Annotated in this window: 25 protein-coding genes; 1 reads left to right on the top strand and 24 read right to left on the bottom strand. The window is 40.6% G+C overall.

Annotation, left to right across the window (positions count from 1 at the left end; genetic code table 11):
* Nucleotides 1-10: 10 nt before the first annotated feature.
* The 23 genes from map to rpsJ form a co-directional block, all read right to left on the bottom strand.
* Entirely contained in the window at nt 11-817 is an 807-nt protein-coding gene (gene map / locus WG954_RS20670) for a type I methionyl aminopeptidase (protein WP_340438978.1), read from the bottom strand.
* 62 nt (nt 818-879) lie between these two features.
* Nucleotides 880-2,220 carry a preprotein translocase subunit SecY gene (gene secY, locus WG954_RS20665; protein ID WP_340438976.1) on the bottom strand — a complete coding sequence of 447 codons (1,341 nt, stop codon included), beginning with the start codon at nt 2,218-2,220 and terminating at the stop codon, nt 880-882.
* Nucleotides 2,221-2,296: 76 nt separating this feature from the next.
* Nucleotides 2,297-2,746 (bottom strand): 50S ribosomal protein L15, encoded by a 450-nt coding sequence (gene rplO / locus WG954_RS20660; RefSeq protein ID WP_340438975.1) that lies wholly within the window; start codon nt 2,744-2,746, stop codon nt 2,297-2,299.
* A gap of 124 nt (nt 2,747-2,870) precedes the next feature.
* A complete protein-coding gene (rpmD, locus tag WG954_RS20655; protein ID WP_182801827.1) occupies nt 2,871-3,053 on the bottom strand; it encodes a 50S ribosomal protein L30 in 183 nt (60 codons plus the stop codon).
* A 55-nt stretch (nt 3,054-3,108) separates the two neighbouring features.
* Entirely contained in the window at nt 3,109-3,627 is a 519-nt protein-coding gene (rpsE, locus tag WG954_RS20650) for a 30S ribosomal protein S5 (protein ID WP_182801828.1), read from the bottom strand.
* Nucleotides 3,628-3,655: 28 nt separating this feature from the next.
* Nucleotides 3,656-4,015, bottom strand: coding sequence for a 50S ribosomal protein L18 (gene rplR / locus WG954_RS20645; RefSeq protein ID WP_340438974.1), 360 nt, complete (start codon nt 4,013-4,015; stop codon nt 3,656-3,658).
* A 48-nt stretch (nt 4,016-4,063) separates the two neighbouring features.
* Nucleotides 4,064-4,618 (bottom strand): 50S ribosomal protein L6, encoded by a 555-nt coding sequence (rplF, locus tag WG954_RS20640; protein WP_324228265.1) that lies wholly within the window; start codon nt 4,616-4,618, stop codon nt 4,064-4,066.
* A gap of 86 nt (nt 4,619-4,704) precedes the next feature.
* The gene (gene rpsH, locus WG954_RS20635) at nt 4,705-5,103 is read right to left on the bottom strand and encodes a 30S ribosomal protein S8 (RefSeq protein ID WP_340438972.1); all 399 of its coding nucleotides are present in this window, start codon (nt 5,101-5,103) and stop codon (nt 4,705-4,707) included.
* Nucleotides 5,104-5,193: 90 nt separating this feature from the next.
* Nucleotides 5,194-5,463, bottom strand: coding sequence for a 30S ribosomal protein S14 (gene rpsN / locus WG954_RS20630; RefSeq protein WP_324228263.1), 270 nt, complete (start codon nt 5,461-5,463; stop codon nt 5,194-5,196).
* A gap of 3 nt (nt 5,464-5,466) precedes the next feature.
* The gene (rplE, locus tag WG954_RS20625; protein ID WP_324228262.1) at nt 5,467-6,042 is read right to left on the bottom strand and encodes a 50S ribosomal protein L5; all 576 of its coding nucleotides are present in this window, start codon (nt 6,040-6,042) and stop codon (nt 5,467-5,469) included.
* 27 nt (nt 6,043-6,069) lie between these two features.
* Entirely contained in the window at nt 6,070-6,402 is a 333-nt protein-coding gene (gene rplX, locus WG954_RS20620; RefSeq protein ID WP_324228261.1) for a 50S ribosomal protein L24, read from the bottom strand.
* A gap of 119 nt (nt 6,403-6,521) precedes the next feature.
* Entirely contained in the window at nt 6,522-6,890 is a 369-nt protein-coding gene (rplN, locus tag WG954_RS20615; RefSeq protein ID WP_129132878.1) for a 50S ribosomal protein L14, read from the bottom strand.
* Between the two features lie 101 nt (nt 6,891-6,991).
* Nucleotides 6,992-7,249, bottom strand: coding sequence for a 30S ribosomal protein S17 (rpsQ, locus tag WG954_RS20610; RefSeq protein ID WP_182801835.1), 258 nt, complete (start codon nt 7,247-7,249; stop codon nt 6,992-6,994).
* A gap of 43 nt (nt 7,250-7,292) precedes the next feature.
* The gene (rpmC, locus tag WG954_RS20605; RefSeq protein ID WP_182801836.1) at nt 7,293-7,502 is read right to left on the bottom strand and encodes a 50S ribosomal protein L29; all 210 of its coding nucleotides are present in this window, start codon (nt 7,500-7,502) and stop codon (nt 7,293-7,295) included.
* A gap of 31 nt (nt 7,503-7,533) precedes the next feature.
* Entirely contained in the window at nt 7,534-7,953 is a 420-nt protein-coding gene (gene rplP, locus WG954_RS20600; protein WP_182801837.1) for a 50S ribosomal protein L16, read from the bottom strand.
* A 71-nt stretch (nt 7,954-8,024) separates the two neighbouring features.
* The gene (gene rpsC / locus WG954_RS20595) at nt 8,025-8,819 is read right to left on the bottom strand and encodes a 30S ribosomal protein S3 (protein ID WP_324228260.1); all 795 of its coding nucleotides are present in this window, start codon (nt 8,817-8,819) and stop codon (nt 8,025-8,027) included.
* Nucleotides 8,820-8,836: 17 nt separating this feature from the next.
* Nucleotides 8,837-9,187 (bottom strand): 50S ribosomal protein L22, encoded by a 351-nt coding sequence (rplV, locus tag WG954_RS20590; protein ID WP_182801839.1) that lies wholly within the window; start codon nt 9,185-9,187, stop codon nt 8,837-8,839.
* Between the two features lie 11 nt (nt 9,188-9,198).
* Entirely contained in the window at nt 9,199-9,471 is a 273-nt protein-coding gene (rpsS, locus tag WG954_RS20585; protein WP_182801840.1) for a 30S ribosomal protein S19, read from the bottom strand.
* A 36-nt stretch (nt 9,472-9,507) separates the two neighbouring features.
* Nucleotides 9,508-10,347, bottom strand: a complete 840-nt coding sequence (gene rplB / locus WG954_RS20580; RefSeq protein WP_340438967.1) for a 50S ribosomal protein L2 — start codon at nt 10,345-10,347, stop codon at nt 9,508-9,510.
* Nucleotides 10,348-10,407: 60 nt separating this feature from the next.
* Nucleotides 10,408-10,707 (bottom strand): 50S ribosomal protein L23, encoded by a 300-nt coding sequence (gene rplW, locus WG954_RS20575; protein ID WP_182801842.1) that lies wholly within the window; start codon nt 10,705-10,707, stop codon nt 10,408-10,410.
* A 32-nt stretch (nt 10,708-10,739) separates the two neighbouring features.
* Nucleotides 10,740-11,372: a 50S ribosomal protein L4 gene (gene rplD / locus WG954_RS20570; protein ID WP_340438964.1), complete on the bottom strand. Its 633-nt coding sequence runs from the start codon at nt 11,370-11,372 to the stop codon at nt 10,740-10,742.
* Nucleotides 11,373-11,394: 22 nt separating this feature from the next.
* On the bottom strand, nt 11,395-12,012 hold the full coding sequence (gene rplC / locus WG954_RS20565) for a 50S ribosomal protein L3 (protein ID WP_182801844.1): 618 nt from the start codon (nt 12,010-12,012) through the stop codon (nt 11,395-11,397).
* Between the two features lie 283 nt (nt 12,013-12,295).
* Nucleotides 12,296-12,601, bottom strand: coding sequence for a 30S ribosomal protein S10 (rpsJ, locus tag WG954_RS20560; RefSeq protein ID WP_129132889.1), 306 nt, complete (start codon nt 12,599-12,601; stop codon nt 12,296-12,298).
* Nucleotides 12,602-13,249: 648 nt separating this feature from the next.
* Between rpsJ and WG954_RS20555 the strand changes: the two genes are divergently transcribed.
* Complete coding sequence (locus WG954_RS20555; RefSeq protein ID WP_340438962.1) at nt 13,250-14,752, top strand: Ig-like domain-containing protein; 1,503 nt, start codon at nt 13,250-13,252, stop codon at nt 14,750-14,752.
* Nucleotides 14,753-14,826: 74 nt separating this feature from the next.
* Here WG954_RS20555 and WG954_RS20550 read toward each other — a convergent pair.
* On the bottom strand, nt 14,827-16,792 hold a 1,966-nt coding region (locus tag WG954_RS20550), incomplete at its 5' end, for a T9SS type A sorting domain-containing protein (protein WP_340438961.1).

The raw sequence follows: 16,792 nt of genomic DNA, 5'->3' as shown, positions 1-16,792 counted from the left end.
ATTTGTGCATTCAGTAGTAAGAAGAGTCAAGATTTGTATTTGCTTTCTCTGCCGCTTCAATAGAACTGAACGATGAGAGTATATCAGCTTTCCCTTTCTTGATACAAACGTCGTGTTCATAGTGAGCAGATGGTAAGCCATCAACAGTACGGATCGTCCAGCCATCCTGATCATGATAGATCTCTTTCTTCCCAAGGTTGATCATGGGCTCAATAGCGATCACTGTGCCTTCTTTCAATTTTGAACCCGTTCCTCTCTTTCCATAGTTTGGTACCTGCGGATCTTCATGAAGATTACGCCCTAAGCCATGTCCTACCAATTCACGCACCACACCATAACCATGCTGCTTCTCTGTATAATCCTGAATAGCAAATGAAATATCACCAACACGATTACCATGCACGGCTTTTTCAATACCCTTGTAAAGCGACTCTCTTGTTACCCGTAACAGCTTCCTCACTTCATCAGATGTACTTCCGATGATGAATGTATAAGCACTATCACCATGATAACCGTTCATAAATGCTCCAACATCAACTGATACAATATCTCCTTCCTTCAACACATTATTTGTGGGAAAGCCATGCACAACCGCATCGTTCACAGAAATACATGTTGCAAACGGATAAGTGCCCTGGTAGTTCTTAAAAGAAGGTACAGCGCCATTATCACGAATGTATTGTTCAACCCTTGCATCAACCTGCATTGTAGTAATGCCTGCTTTCAGCATTTTCGCAGCTTCTGCCAGTGCATCACCAACAAGCAATGCGCTTTTACGAATCAATTCTATTTCTAACGGGGAGCGGTAATGAACCATAATTATTTTATCAAAAAAACCCCGGCTTATATGCCAGGGTTTCTTATATGTTAAGCTGTTTATTAAATAGCTGAGGAAGATACGGTCTGGCGTCCTTGTATCTTTCCGCCTTTCATCAAACCATCATACTGTCTCATCAACAAATGTGTTTCAATCTGCTGGAGTGTATCAAGGATTACACCTACCATGATCAAAAGTGATGTACCACCAAAGAAGGTAGAGAAACCACTTGTTACACCAAGGTTCTTCGCAATACCAGGTAAAATACCAACAACTGCAAGAAACACAGCACCCGGCAATGTAATACGATCCATGATCTGGCCAATATAATCAGCAGTTGGCTGACCAGGTTTTACACCAGGAATGAACCCATTGTTCTGCTTCAGGTTATCAGCAATCTGTTTTGGATTAAAGATCAAGGCTGTGTACAGAAAAGTAAATCCAATTACAAGAATTGAATAAATAACCATGTACCAGATATTTCCATGATCACTTAATGTAACTGCAATACCTTTTGTGGCATTGAAACCAGTAAGCAATGTAGGAAGGAACATGATGGCCTGCGCAAAAATGATTGGCATTACACCCGAACTGTTCACCTTAATTGGTAAGAACTGGCGTGCACCACCAAACTGACGGTTGCCAACGATCTGCTTTGCATAGTTGATTGCGATCTTACGCACACCTTGCACAAGGATAATTAAACCCATGATGATTGCAATGAGTACAGCGATCTCGATCATGAAGATCAATAAACCTCCACCTGCACTACCGCTCTTCGCATCAAATTCCGCAGCAATAGATGCAGGGAAACGTGCAAGGATACCGATCATGATGATGAGTGATGTACCATTACCTAAACCTTTATCTGTAATACGCTCGCCTAACCACATTACAAACAAAGTACCTGCAGTCAAAACAATTGTAGTAGATAACCAGAAGAATGGGCTGAATGCAGGAATAACAGCAGCACCTGCAATTTCAGGGCTCTTTAAATAAGTTACATAAGCACTTGCCTGGAAAATGGTTACAATTACTGTGAGGTAACGTGTCCATTGATTGATTTTCTTGCGGCCGCTCTCACCTTCCTTTTGCATTTTCTGTAACTGAGGAACAAGAATGCTCATCAATTGCATAAAGATCGATGCAGAGATATAAGGCATGATACCTAATGCAAAAATGGACGCACTCGAAAATGCACCACCTGCAAATGAATCAAATATTCCGAGGATACCTTCTTTAGCTTTTGTGTTTAATTGCTCTAGTCCGTTTGGATCAACACCTGGCAAAACAATATGTGAACCCACACGGTATACCAGTAACAATAAAAGAGTGTACACAATTTTGTTGCGCAACTCTTCAATGCTCCAGATATTCTTTAGGGTCTGTATGAGTTTTTTCACTGGAAAAAATCTTTTTAAAAATTTGCTGAAAAGAAAAAAGACGCATTTTCATGCGTCGGGCAAATATCGGGAAAATTTACTTCACAATTTCAACGGAACCACCAGCAGCTTCAATAGCAGATTTTGCTTTTTCGCTGAGTGCGTTTACTTTGAAAGTAAGTTTTGTTTTGATCTCACCATTAGCAAGGATCTTAACCTTATCTGTACGGCTGATTAAATTATTCACATACAGGTTTTCAATAGAAACCTCAGTGATACCATATTTTTCAGCAAGTTGTTCAATTTGTCCGAGGTTGAATACACGGTACTCAACACGATCCGGATTTTTGAAACCACGCTTAGGAACACGACGTTGAATTGGCATCTGACCACCTTCGTGTGCCATTTTGCTTTTGTAACCGGCACGGCTCTGACCACCTTTGTTACCTTTTGTAGATGTACCACCCTTACCGGATGCTTCACCACGACCTAAACGTTTTTCTTTGTGTGTAGAACCTTCAGCAGGTCTTAAATTGTGCAGTTTCATCTTTAATTGATTTTGAACTTTCGGGGAATCACCCCTCGCATTAATAATTTGAAAATTTGGAATTGGATAATTTGATGATTACCGACTTAAGAATTTCAAATTCGAAATCTTCAAATCTCCAATTTTAAGCTACTTCTTCAACTTTCAGGAGATGGCTCACTTTGTGAATCATACCTAAAACTTGTGGAGTTCCTTCAACTTCTTTACTTGAGTTTGTCTTGTTCAAACCAAGCGCTTTCAGTGTTTGCTTCTGACGCTCTGGTCTGTCAATTGGACTCTTTACCAAAGTGATTTTTATCTTTTTCATATCTAAGTCTTTTTTGACTGTCGGCTGTCGGCTAACGACATTCGACTGTATTCAATTATCCGTTAAATACTCTCTTTAATCCAAGGCTACGCACTTTTGATACGGCGATTGGTTCACGCAACATTGCTAACGCTTTGAAAGTAGCTCTAACTACGTTGTGAGGATTAGCCGATCCCAGTGATTTTGCCAATACGTCGGTAACACCTGCGCTTTCCAATACGGCACGCATACTACCTCCGGCAATTACACCTGTACCGTGTGCAGCTGGTTTGATCAACACTTTAGAAGCACCTTCTTTAGCCAATTGATCATGAGGGATTGTACCTTTCATAACCGGAACCTTGATGAGATTTTTTTTCGCATCTTCAATTCCCTTCTGAATAGCCATTTGTACTTCTTTCGCTTTTCCTAAACCATGACCTACCACACCATTCTCATTTCCTACCACAACTACTGCAGAGAAACTGAAGGCACGACCACCTTTTGTTGTTTTAACAACACGGTTAATGGCAACTACTTTTTCTTTCAGTTCCAGGTCACCTGCTTTTACTTTGTTTACAATTACTTTCGACATTTATGCTTTATTAAATGTTTACAATTGATTAGAAATTTAAACCTGCTTCACGTGCGCCTTCAGCAACCGCTTTTACACGGCCGTGGTATAAGTTACCACCACGATCAAACACAACAGCTGTAAGACCCAGCTCAGTTGCTTTGCGTGCAATAGCAGCGCCAACCAGTTTGCTTTTCTCAATTTTTGTTACTTTCTGTGCCAGAATCTCTTTGTCTTTTGATGATGCAGCTGCTATTGTTAGACCTGTAACATCATCAATCAACTGAACATAAATATCAGAGTTGCTGCGAAACACACTTAAACGTGGTCTCACATTAGTTCCTGCTACTTTCTTGCGAATTGAGTAGCGGATCTTTTGCCTTCTGACTAATTTGTTATCTGTTTTCATCTTTCTGTATTTAATATTCCTGATTCTGCCAGGAACTTAGTTTAATGATTATTTACCTGCTGCTTTACCTGCTTTACGACGGATGTATTCACCAACATATTTAACACCCTTTCCTTTGTATGGCTCAGGCTTGCGCAAGCTGCGGATCTTAGCTGCAACAGCACCTAATAATTGTTTATCAATACCAGTGAGAGTAATGGTAGGGTTCTGACCTTTTTCCTGGGCAGTAGCTACTTTCAATTCACTTGGTATTTCAACGATGATGTTGTGTGAATAACCTAAAGCAAGATCAAGAATGTTTCCCTGGTTTGCAGCTTTATAACCCACACCCACCAGTTCAAGTTTCTTTTCGAAACCTTCTGTTACACCTTTCACCATGTTTGAAACAAGCGAACGGTATAAACCATGCATTGCACGGTGACGGCCCTGGTCAGTTGGACGGTTGAACGTTACTTCACCATCTTTTACTTCAACAGTAATATCACGATCAATTGATTCTTTCAATTCACCTTTTGGTCCTTTAACTGTAACCACGTTATCTTTTCCAAGTGTAATAGTGACACCCTGTGGAATTGAAACCGGATTTTTACCTATACGAGACATAACTTATTCGTTTTAATTTATTTTGATTTGTTGTTGACCGGTCAGCTTAGTATAGTTCAGCTTAATGTATCAGCAACTTTTACTTCTTAGTAGATATAGCAAAGAACTTCACCACCTACATTGTTTGCTTTCGCTTGCTTATCTGTCATTACACCTTTCGATGTGCTGATGATAGCAATACCCAAACCATTTTTCACACGACGGAAATCTTCAGGCTTAGAATACTGACGTAAACCGGGACGGCTTACACGCTCTAATGATTGAATAGCCGGTACACGTGTTTGTGGATCGTATTTCAAGGCAATTTTAATAACTCCTTGTTTGCTATCGTCTTCGAATTTATATTTTAAGATATACCCTTGGTCGTACAAAATTTCAGTCATACGCTTTTTGAGGTTTGAAGCAGGAATCTCTACAATTCTGTGACCTGCCATCTGCGCATTACGAACACGGGTAAGAAAATCTGCAATAGGATCTGTAACCATTTTATTCTTTAATTGAATGATTTAAAAATTGTTTGCTTTGTGCATCATATTCAATACCTGCACAAACTTCCCTTTCGGGGTTGGCTGTAATTACCAGCTCGCTTTTTTAACACCTGGTATTTTACCATTCAGTGCCATGTCACGGAACATCACACGTGATATTCCAAAGTAACGAATGTAACCTCTTGGACGGCCAGTCAATTGGCAACGGTTCTTTAAACGTACTGGCGATGCATTTTTTGGAAGTTCATCCAAAGCAGCATAATCACCAGCAGCTTTAAGAGCAGCACGCTTCTCAGCATATTGTGCTACCTTCTTTTCCCTTTTGGCTTGACGAGCTATTATTGATTTTTTAGCCATAACTTATTGTTGATCTTTTTTAGCATTTTTGAAAGGCATTCCCATTTCTTTCAGCAACTCGTAAGCTTCTTCGTTTGTAGAAGCAGTAGTTACGAAAGTGATATCCAAACCTGTGATCTTATTCACCTTATCGATATCAATTTCAGGGAAGATGATCTGCTCAGTAACACCCATTGTGTAGTTACCACGACCATCAAATGATTTATCGTTGATACCTTTAAAGTCACGTACACGTGGTAAAGATGCAGAGATCAGTCTGTCGAGAAACTCGTACATGTTTACACCACGTAAAGTAACACGTGCACCAATCGGCATGTTCTTACGGAGCTTAAAGTTTGAAATGTCTTTCTTAGACATTGTAGCAACTGCTTTCTGACCGGTAATTGTAGTCAGTTCTTCAATTGCAATATCAACCAGTTTCTTATCGTTCACCGCACCGTTAACGCCACGGTTCAAACAGATTTTTTCCAGCTTTGGAACCTGCATGATGCTTTTGTAACCAAAACGTTTCATTAAAGCAGGTATAACTTCTGTTTGATACTTGCTTGCCAAACGGGGTGTATATTTTACAGTACTCATTTTCTTCTTGTTTTAACCTTCGTTAAATTATTTTACAGGCTGACCTGATTTTTTTGAAACCCTTACCAGCTTACCTGTTTCACGGGTACGCTTTACTTTAGTGGCTTGCTTACCATCCCACAACATCACGTTAGAAATGTGAATTGGAGCTTCTTTCTTTACAATTCCACCTTTAGTATTTTGAGCGCTCGGCTTTGTGTGTTTGGTTACGATGTTTACACCTTCAACCAATACACGTGCAGCGTCAGGAAATACTTCCAGAACAGTGCGAGGCTTCTTTACATCTTTATCATCACCGGCAATTACAACTACTGAATCGCCTTTCTTGATGCTAAACTTGGGTTTAAATCTATTACTCATTGTCGTTTACTTTATCTCAGTGAGAGATTGTTGTTTATGTTGTTACCGGCCTCCGGTACATTTATCATCTGTTGTTGCGTCGCACTCTTCATCGATCAGTATTTTACTGATCATTCACTTTACAATACCTCAGGTGCCAATGAAATGATCTTCATGTAACCTTTATCACGCAACTCTCTTGCTACTGGCCCAAAGATACGTGTACCACGAGGCTCATCAGAAGCGTTAAGAATTACTACTGCATTATCATCAAAACGGATGTAAGAACCATCCTTACGACGTAACTTGTTTTTTGTGCGTACAATTACAGCTTTAGCAACAGTACCTTTTTTGATACCGCCACCTGGTAATGCATCCTTTACAGTTACTACGATCTTATCGCCAATCTTTGCATAATCCTGGCCGCTGTTTCCTAATACTTTGATGCAAAGCACTTCTTTGGCACCACTATTATCGGCTACGTTTAATCTACTTTCTTGCTGAATCATTTCTTTAAACTTTTAACCCGTTGTTGTTACGCAGAGTATTTAAAAATTTTATTGGTTGCAGAGGCTTGCAGCTTATCGCCAAAAGCATACGACAGATTTGGTTATTTCGCTTTTTCTACTACTTCTACCAGTCTCCAGCGTTTTGTTTTGCTGAGCGGACGGCTTTCCATGATCTTCACTGTATCACCAATACCGCACTCATTCTTTTCGTCATGAGCATGGAACTTGGTCGTTTTCTTTACGAACTTTCCATAAATAGGGTGCTTCACCTTACGTTCAACAGCTACAGTAATGGTTTTATCCATTTTGCTGCTGGTTACTACACCTGTCTTTGTTTTACGCAAATTTCTTTCTAACATTTTTTTGCTTTTTATCTTTATTCCCTGCCGGGATTAGGGTCAATCAGATACCCATTTGTTTTTTTCTTAACTCAGTTTTCAAACGGGCAACGTCACGACGTAAACCACGGATGCTCACCGGATTCTCCAATGGAGAAATAGCGTGTGCAAATTCGAGCTTTTTCAAACGCTGCTCATCTTCTTTGATGCGTGCAGTGAGATCTGTAACATTCAGCTCTTTTATGCTCTTTAAAAAATCAGTTGTCTTTGCCATGTTAATCAGTTTAATCAGTTCAACTTGTTAATTACGCAACCAAATCTCTGCGTACAATGAATTTTGTTTTAATCGGAAGCTTTTGTGCAGCCAGTTCCATTGCTTCTTTAGCAACAGTTTCAGGTACACCATCAGCTTCAAACAAAATGCGTCCTGGTTCGATAATAGCAGCCCAACCTTCTGGGTTACCTTTACCTTTACCCATACGTACTTCAGCTGGCTTACGGGTAACAATCTTGTCGGGGAACACACGGATCCACACATTACCTTCACGCTTCATCGCACGTGTCATTGCCTGGCGGGCACTTTCAATCTGGCGGTTGGTTAACCATACAGGTTCCAAGGCCTTCAAAGCATAAGAACCAAATGAAATGCTGGTTCCACGCTTCGCCACAGCACGGATACGTCCTTTCTGTGATTTTCTGTGTTTTGTTCTTTTCGGCTGTAACATTGCTTAATATATTTCTTGTTACTGTTTGTTGTTTTCTTCGTACTTCTTACTTCGTAATTGGTACTTATTAATTATCCTTTACGGCTGTCTCTGCGTTGGCCACCACCTTGTCCACCACCACGACGGTCATCTCTTCTGTCACCGCCTCTTCTGTCGCCACCACCATCTTCACGACGATCTTTACGATCGCTTACATCGCTCTTACCACCAATAAAGTTGGGGTTAAGATCACGCTTGGTCAATACTTCACCTTTACAGATCCATACTTTGATACCGATTTTACCGTAAACTGTTAATGCAAACAAGTTAGCGTAATCAATATCCATACGGAATGTATGTAATGGCGTACGGCCTTGTTTAATTTCTTCAGTACGGGCAATTTCAGCACCGCCTAAACGACCAGCCACTTTAATTTTAATTCCTTCAGCACCCATGCGCATAGCAGAAGCAATTGCCATTTTAATAGCACGCTTGTAGTTGATACGGTTTTCAATCTGGCGTGCGATTGTATCAGCAACAATTGTTGCATCTACTTCCGGACGACGGATTTCAAGAATGTTGATCTGCACATCATCTTTACCAGTCAATTTCTTCAACTCTTCTTTAATACGATCAACTTCACCACCACCTTTACCGATAATGATACCAGGCTTAGAAGTGTGAATGGTTACAATCAATTTGTTGAGTGTACGCTCAATCACAATTTTAGCGATACCGCCTTTATTGATACGGGCATTGAGATAGGTTCTGATCTTGTTATCCTCGATCAATTTACCAGCATAGTCTTTTTTGCTACCATACCAGTTACTCTCCCATCCGCGGATGATCCCTAACCTGTTACCAATTGGATTTGCTTTCTGACCCATAGAATGGTTTATAAGATTTAATCAATTAATTTTTTGTCTACGATAATTGTTACGTGGTTGCTGCGCTTTCTTACTCTGTAAGCACGGCCCTGTGGTGCAGGACGCAAACGTTTTACCATACGTGCACCATCAACAAAGATTGTTTTTACAATCAATGATGAATCAGCTGCACTTTGTCCACTATTCTTTTGCTCCCAGTTGCTGATAGCACTTTTTAAAAGTTTACCAAGTGGTGTAGCGGAATGTTGTGGATGAAAATCCAGCAAAGCCAACGCCTTTTCAACATCCATTCCACGGATCTCATCAGCCAACAGACGCATTCTGCGGGGCGATGTGGGATAATTTCTGAGTTTTGCTACTGCTTCCATTTTAAATCTATTTAAGAAATCTTCTTACTTGAGTGTCCTTTAAAGTTTCTTGTTGGTGCAAATTCACCAAGCTTATGACCTACCATAAATTCGGTTACATAAACAGGGATGAATTTGTTTCCGTTGTGCACCGCAAAGGTGTGACCAACAAAATCCGGAGTAATTGTAGAGCGACGGCTCCATGTCTTAATTACACCTTTCTTTGATTTACCCTCGTTAATAGCTAACACCTTTGTTTCAAGGTGAGCTGCCACATAAGGACCTTTTTTAATCGAACGAGCCATGTTATATTTTCGATTTTAAGTTTTTCGATTTCAATTTTACTTCGCCAGTTTTTTACCATCCTTACGTTGGATGATGAGCTTGTTAGAACCCTTATGCTTAGAGCGAGTTTTTTCACCTTTTGCATATTTACCGGTTCTGCTACGTGGGTGACCACCACTGCTACGGCCTTCACCACCACCCATTGGGTGATCAACAGGGTTCATCGCAACACCACGGTTACGTGGGCGGATACCTTTCCAACGGTTTACACCGGCTTTACCAGCTTGTTCCAGGCTATGATCGCTATTTGATACCACACCAACTGTTGCATAACAATTGATCAATACTTTACGCAATTCACCACTTGGCATTTTTAATACAGCGTACTTCTCTTCCTTGTTGGTTAATTGTGCGCTTGTACCTGCACTGCGTACCAACTTACCACCCTGGCCAGGCTGCATTTCAATGTTGTGAATGTTAGTACCCAAAGGCATGTTCTTCATTTGAAGAGCATTACCTAATTCAGGTGCTACTGCATCACCCGCTACTACTGTTGCACCAACCTGTAAACCGTTTGGAGCAATGATGTAACGTTTTTCACCGTCAACGTAATTCAGCAATGCGATGAAAGCTGTACGGTTCGGATCATATTCAATAGATGCTACTTTAGCAGGAACATCTTTCTTACTGCGTTTGAAATCAATTACACGGTATTTCTTTTTGTTACCGCCGCCAATGTAACGCATAGAACGACGACCTTGAGCGTTACGGCCACCTGTTGACTTTACATTTTCAAGCAAAGACTTTTCAGGAGTATCAGTGGTGATCTCAGCATAAGCGTTGCCGATTCTCCATCTGGTACCTGCGGTTACCGGTTTGTATTTTTTTAATGCCATTTTTAAAAACTTTTATTGTTCAACTTTTGCGGTAGTTGACCTACCATTCTTTGTTTCTTATTACACTGTACCGTACAGGTCAATTGCTTCACCTTCAGCAACTGTTACGTATGCTTTTTTGTACGCTGGTTTGCTACCCTGGATATAACCGGCCTTAGTCATACGGTTTTTCGCTTTACGGGGAGCTACCATTGTGTGAACATCAGCAACTTTCACGTTGTAGAATTCTTCTACTGCTTTTTTGATCTCGAGCTTGTTAGCTTTACGACCAACACGGAAAGCGTATGTGTTCTTCTTCTCTGTTAAACGATTGCTTTTTTCAGAAACAATCGGCTTTATTAAAATTTCACTCTGTCTCATCTGGACGTTGTTTATTCAGTTCAATGATTCAATTAAGCTGCAGCTTCATCTTCAGAAAAAACTTTAGCAGCGCTTTCAGTTAATACGAGTACATCGCTGTTCACGAGATCGTATGTATTTACATCGGCCAACAAAGTACCAACCACTCTAGGAAGGTTACGGAGGCTGAGGTAAAGATTATCGTTATAATCAGGGATAACTACCAGTGCTTTTTTACCTGCAAGGTTGAGGTTGCTCAATACGCTTACAAATTCTTTTGTTTTAGGCGTATCCATGTTCAGATCTTCCACAATAACAATTGCATTTTCTTTTGCTTTATAAGAAAGCGCACTCATTTTAGCAAGATCCTTCACCTTACGGTTCAATTTAAAATCGTAACCGTGTGGTTTAGGTCCAAACACAGTACCACCACCTTTATACAAAGGGTTACGGATGTTACCCTTACGAGATCCACCAGTACCTTTTTGACGGTGAAGTTTACGGCTTGCACCTTTTACTTCTGCACGTGTTTTTACTTTATGTGTACCCTGGCGTTGTGCTGCCTGGTATTGCTTTACAGCGAGGTAGATAACATGATCATTTGGTTCGATACCGAAGATCTCTTCGGGTAATTCGATCGAACGACCTGTTGCTTTTCCTGATTTATTTAAAACGTCTACTTGCATGACTTCTTGAATTAATTAGTGATTACTTCTGGATGTATACGATTGAACCGTTATAACCTGGTACAGAACCGCTCACAAGGATGTAATTCTTTTCAGGGAAAATTTTCAACACTTTCAATCCTTTTACTTTCACTCTGTCTGCACCCATACGGCCAGCCATACGCATACCTTTCATTACACGTGAAGCATCAGAAGAGTTACCAAGTGAACCGGGAGCACGCTGACGATCATGCTGACCGTGCGATTGACCGCCTACACCGTGGAAGCCATGACGTTTTACAACACCCTGGAAACCTTTACCTTTTGTAGTACCAACAACTTCAACTTTATCGCCTTCAGCGAAGATGTCTGTTGTGATAGTTTCACCAATATTTTTTTCGAGAGAATAGTTGCGGAATTCTTTTACGAACTTCTTGGGAGAAGTGTTTGCTTTTGCGAAGTGATTTTTTTCAGCGGAGGTAGTGTTCTTTTCTTTCTTTTCGCCAAAAGCTAATTGTAATGCGCTGTATCCATCAGCGTCTTGTGTTTTGATCTGTGTAACAACACAGGGGCCAGCTTCAATGATGGTACAGCTCTGCTGTTTACCATCGGGACTGAAGATGCTGGTCATGCCAATCTTTTTACCAATAATACCTTTCATTTGTTTACAGTTTATGCCCTGTAAGGTTGTTGAGACATGACGCTGGCGGCGTCATTCAATCCCCGTTTACCATCGACCTTTTCCTTTTTTCCACTTTGGATCGGAAGTACCGATGGTAAACTAACCACGAAGGGCTAGTTTATATGTTCCTCAACTTTTGGTTGAGAATGTTTTTAAAATTCAGAGCTCTTTTTTCGCTCCTGATCTGATCAGGACGATTGAGAGATGAAACAATACTTATTTATAAGAACTATAGACGAGTAGTCCGCCGGGCGGACAATCATCATGCTTTAATTTCCACATCGACACCGCTTGGCAAGTCTAACTTACTCAGGGCATCAACTGTGCGGCTGCTGCTGGTATAAATATCCAGTAAGCGCTTATGTGTGCACAGTTGGAACTGCTCACGGCTCTTCTTGTTTACGTGTGGTGAACGCAATACAGTAAAGATTCTTTTACGAGTAGGTAAAGGAATAGGTCCTGTTACTACCGCACCTGTACTACGAACCGTTTTCACGATTTTTTCTGCAGATTTATCGACCAGGTTGTGGTCGTATGATTGCAATTTTATTCTGATACGTTGAGCCATAAGATCTGTCCCAAATTTTCAATTGGGAGCGCAAAGGTAGGGTTTGAAATGTTCCCTGCAAAAAGTTTGGGAAAGTTTTTTCCAGAAAAAAAGGCAAAAAGGCCTCATTTTTTAGCTAAACGGGGAGATTAGATCATTACTCTCAAATAAAAGCCGGATTTAGCCGGATCCATGGGGGCTCATTTCCCTCTCATTTATTACAAACAGCCTCCCTCATTAAAGAGAATGCTTCTACTAATCATTCACTTTGGAGAAAATAGCAACCAAAGCCCCTTTTTCCATCAAGTCACATACATTAAAACGGACCTGCTATTATCTTATAACTAAATAATGGTATACCCTGAGGGAGTAATTCTAACTGATTGGCAGTTACATTCCAAGAGAAGAAAATTCATGTTTTTCTATCGTAAATATTCGTTTTTTCACTACAAAAATGTAGTAGTTTGTCCTAGTGCTTAAACTTGTTCACTTGATTTTGCTTGTTTAATTTTACTGAAGATTCAATAGTCCAATATCCGACCCTTTAGAAGAACCATTCTCCATCAGTAAGGACTTGCTAATTACAGGCATTCCAAGTTTCACTTAAGAATTGAGTGAAAAAATTTCCAAGCGTTATTTCTTATTCGAACATATCTAAAAAATCCGTCAATGAAAACCGTAATCCGATCCTGTGCTATGCCCATGCTCCTTTTGTTCACCCTTTTGGCAGCATCTTGTTCAAAAGAAAAATCATCCCAATCGCCTGAAGATCAAACAGAAATTCTGCAAACCCGAAATGGAGGTGTTGTGGATGATGATTCAGCGCTGCAGGCTAATGTACCAGTAATTGTATCGTCTGGCTTCCTTAAATCAGGTTCTTTAATTGAAAATATTCCGATTTCAAGAATTGCTGCAAAAGGTAAACCCGATGCTATCCCTCCAACTGTAAGCATCATCTCGCCGGCCAACGGAGCCTCTGTTTCTGGTACAATCAGCGTACTTGTTTCTGCAACTGACAATGTTAAGGTTACTTCGGTAACGTTAAGTGTTGACGGAACTGCAAAAGCCAGCAGCACAATTACTCCTTTTACAAATGTGTGGAATTCTGGCACAGTACCCAACGGTAACCATACTTTAACGGTAACGGCTAAAGATGGTAAAGGAAACAGTAGCTCAAGCTCCATACAGGTATCCGTAAATAATGTTACAGTAGGCGACATTACTGCTCCCAGCGTAAACATCACTTCACCGGGTGATGGAAGTTCCTACGATGCTAATACCACGTTAAACATCAGCACTTCAGCATCAGACAACGTTGCCGTAACTTCATTAAATATCAGTATTGATGGAACCGTTGTTGCCAGTTCTTCAAACTCATCTCACAGTTATTCATGGAATACCAGCACAGCCGGAAGTGGAATTCACACCATATCTTCTACTGCTAAAGATGCTGCCGGAAATCAAACAATAAAGTCTGTAACTGTAACAATCAATACCGTTGTTATTGAGCCGCCTTCTAATTCAGGTGTTCGATTAACAATGCCCCCTGTCGGTAACCAGGGAAGCGAAGGTTCGTGTGTTGCGTTTGCAGTTGGATATGCAGCCCGTTCTGCTGAACAATATTATCGTTCAGGCGCCAGCAGTTACAGCAACGCAACAAATGTTTTCAGTCCTGAATTTTTGTACAACCAAATTAAATTCAACAGCGATTGTAATTCCGGAACAGCCATGCAAACTGCACTTGACTTTATCAAGTTAAATGGTATACCAACTTTTCAAACCATGCCTTACAGCAGTAGTAATGGGTGTTCAGTATTACCAACTACGAGTCAAATTACCGAGGCGCTCAATTATAAGATCGGGACATACTCGAAGCTTTACTCTGCTGACAAGGCAGCTATTAAAGCAATGATATCACAAAATCATCCTGTCATAATCAATGTGATTGCCGACAATTCATTTATTTCAGCGAAAGCTGGGTTTATCTGGAAAACCTATTCAGGATCTGGATCATTGCCGCATTGCATTGTTATTTGCGGATATGATGATGCGAAAAATGCATACCTGATCATGAATTCATGGGGAACAGGATGGGGTGATGCCGGTTATAGCTGGATTGATTATGACTTCTTCACTACAAGAACTGGAACTTATTGTTACGCAATTAACTAACGTATTATCTCTATTCATAATAAAAAAAGGCTGCCTCTTTGAGGCAGCCTTACTAGTTGGTTTTAATTCGCTAGTTATTGTTTAAGATTAACCAGTTTACCTGTTACCTGCTTACCTGCAACATTCAATTTGTAAACCAGAGTACCGGCGGCAATTGTGCTACCAGGTCTGAATTCAACAAGCTGAGTTCTGCCTGCAGTTAAGTAACCTTCGTAAACAGTTTGGAGTTTTTGACCAAACATGTTGTAAATCTCAAGCGAAGCTTTTCCTGATACAGGTGATACTATCGCAAAACTTACTTTTTCAGCAAAAGGATTAGGATATGCTGATACACGAAGGCTTTCAACTGATAGAGCTGTTACATCGGCGCTGTTAATTACACCTGAAGAATTAATATTGATTCTTCTTGATGGAACTTCACATGGGCCAACATTCCAACCGATGAAGATTCTGCATTCATCGAATCCTTCATTGATACTAGCTACTGCATCTGTTATAGCACCAAGGCTTGCACCTCGCTCCTTACCTGTTTCAAGATCAGTATTACCTAAAGCATCATTTGCCAATGCGTACAATCCACCCACTGTAAGATCATATCCGCCTGCATTAAGCGCATCAATGATACTTTGTGGTATTGTTTTGTAGACGTATTCGTTCACAACTACCAATTGGCCAAGTTCATTCAGGTAACAGCTGCGTTCTTTTGGTATGGTTGATCCACAACCACCATCGGCTTTTGCTGTTGCAAATGTGCCAGCTTCAATTGCAAAGTCACCTAAACCACCACTTACTCTCAAATTCAATCCAAGAGTGATCGTTTGTGATAAGAGCACATTGTTGATCTTTCCTTGTTTTGTAATGTAGGTAGTTGATGTATTTGTACCAGGAGTCCAACATAGTGGCAAACTTGGTACGTTGTCAACTGTACAGCTACCAAACAATTCTCTTGGGTTACTTCCACCTGGCATTGAAGCATTCAATAATACAGCAGCAGATGCTGTTGCAGGTATGGTAATAAACTTACCGTTACTTCCAATTACCAACGGATTTCCAATACCACCTACACCAAGCATGGCCTTAATCATATCAACAACTGTTGGATATTTAATAGCTACGCCATCACCAATTCCATCACCATCACAAGCCGGGCTCTTATTACCATACTTACCTTGAGTGTATGTGCAATAACCACCACATGGTACAACTGTAACTTCATATGTACAAACACTTGGACTGATATCTGTATTTGCATACGAAATAGTAAGTGTCAATGTGAAGTTCTGACCACCTGCTTTTACCTTAACAGTTTGAGCATTATCAGCACCATCAATGGTTGCACCATTGTTAACAGACCACTTCCATGTTTCATTAACCGATGGTGCTCTGCTTGCTGTGTACTCGTTGGTTGATCCATTACATATTTCCGCTGTTGGAACTTCCGGACAACTACCAATTGTGTTCACTGTAAGTGAACAATTAGAAGTTGATACACATCCTGTCAAAAGATTTGTAACCGTAACAGTAAATGAAACTGTTTGAGCTGCATCTAATATACCGGCTGTGTAAACAGGATTCTTCACGTTATTGAAGTTGAATGAACCTGCTCCATCTTCTGTCCAGGAATAGCTGTAATGCGTAGGATCACTATCTGCATTTGCACTAAGATCCACATTCAATTGCGAATTGTGTGCAGCGGACATGATATCGATCTGTGATGGAGTTGCTGAACAACTGATGATTGGCAATGGATTTACAGTTAATACAGCACTCTTAATTGTCGTATTACATGCTCCTGTTACCTCCACGCTATAGGTTCCGGAATGATCCATGGTGATCGGTCCGTTAACTGTATAACTGTTTGTTGTTGCTCCTACTATCACCACTCCATTCTTCTTCCATACATAGGTGAATGGTCCGGTTCCGCTCGCTGTTGTTGTAAAGGTTACTGCTATTGTACTACCTACACAACGATTCGCATCGGTTAGGTTAGTTGCAGTTGTAGCAGTCTTCACGTCAAGTGTTGCACTTTCGGTAGAAGTG

Source organism: Lacibacter sp. H375 (assembly GCF_037892425.1).
GTDB lineage: Bacteria > Bacteroidota > Bacteroidia > Chitinophagales > Chitinophagaceae > Lacibacter.
Note: the sequence above shows the minus strand (reverse complement) of the source record. Positions and strands in the feature narration are given on the sequence as shown.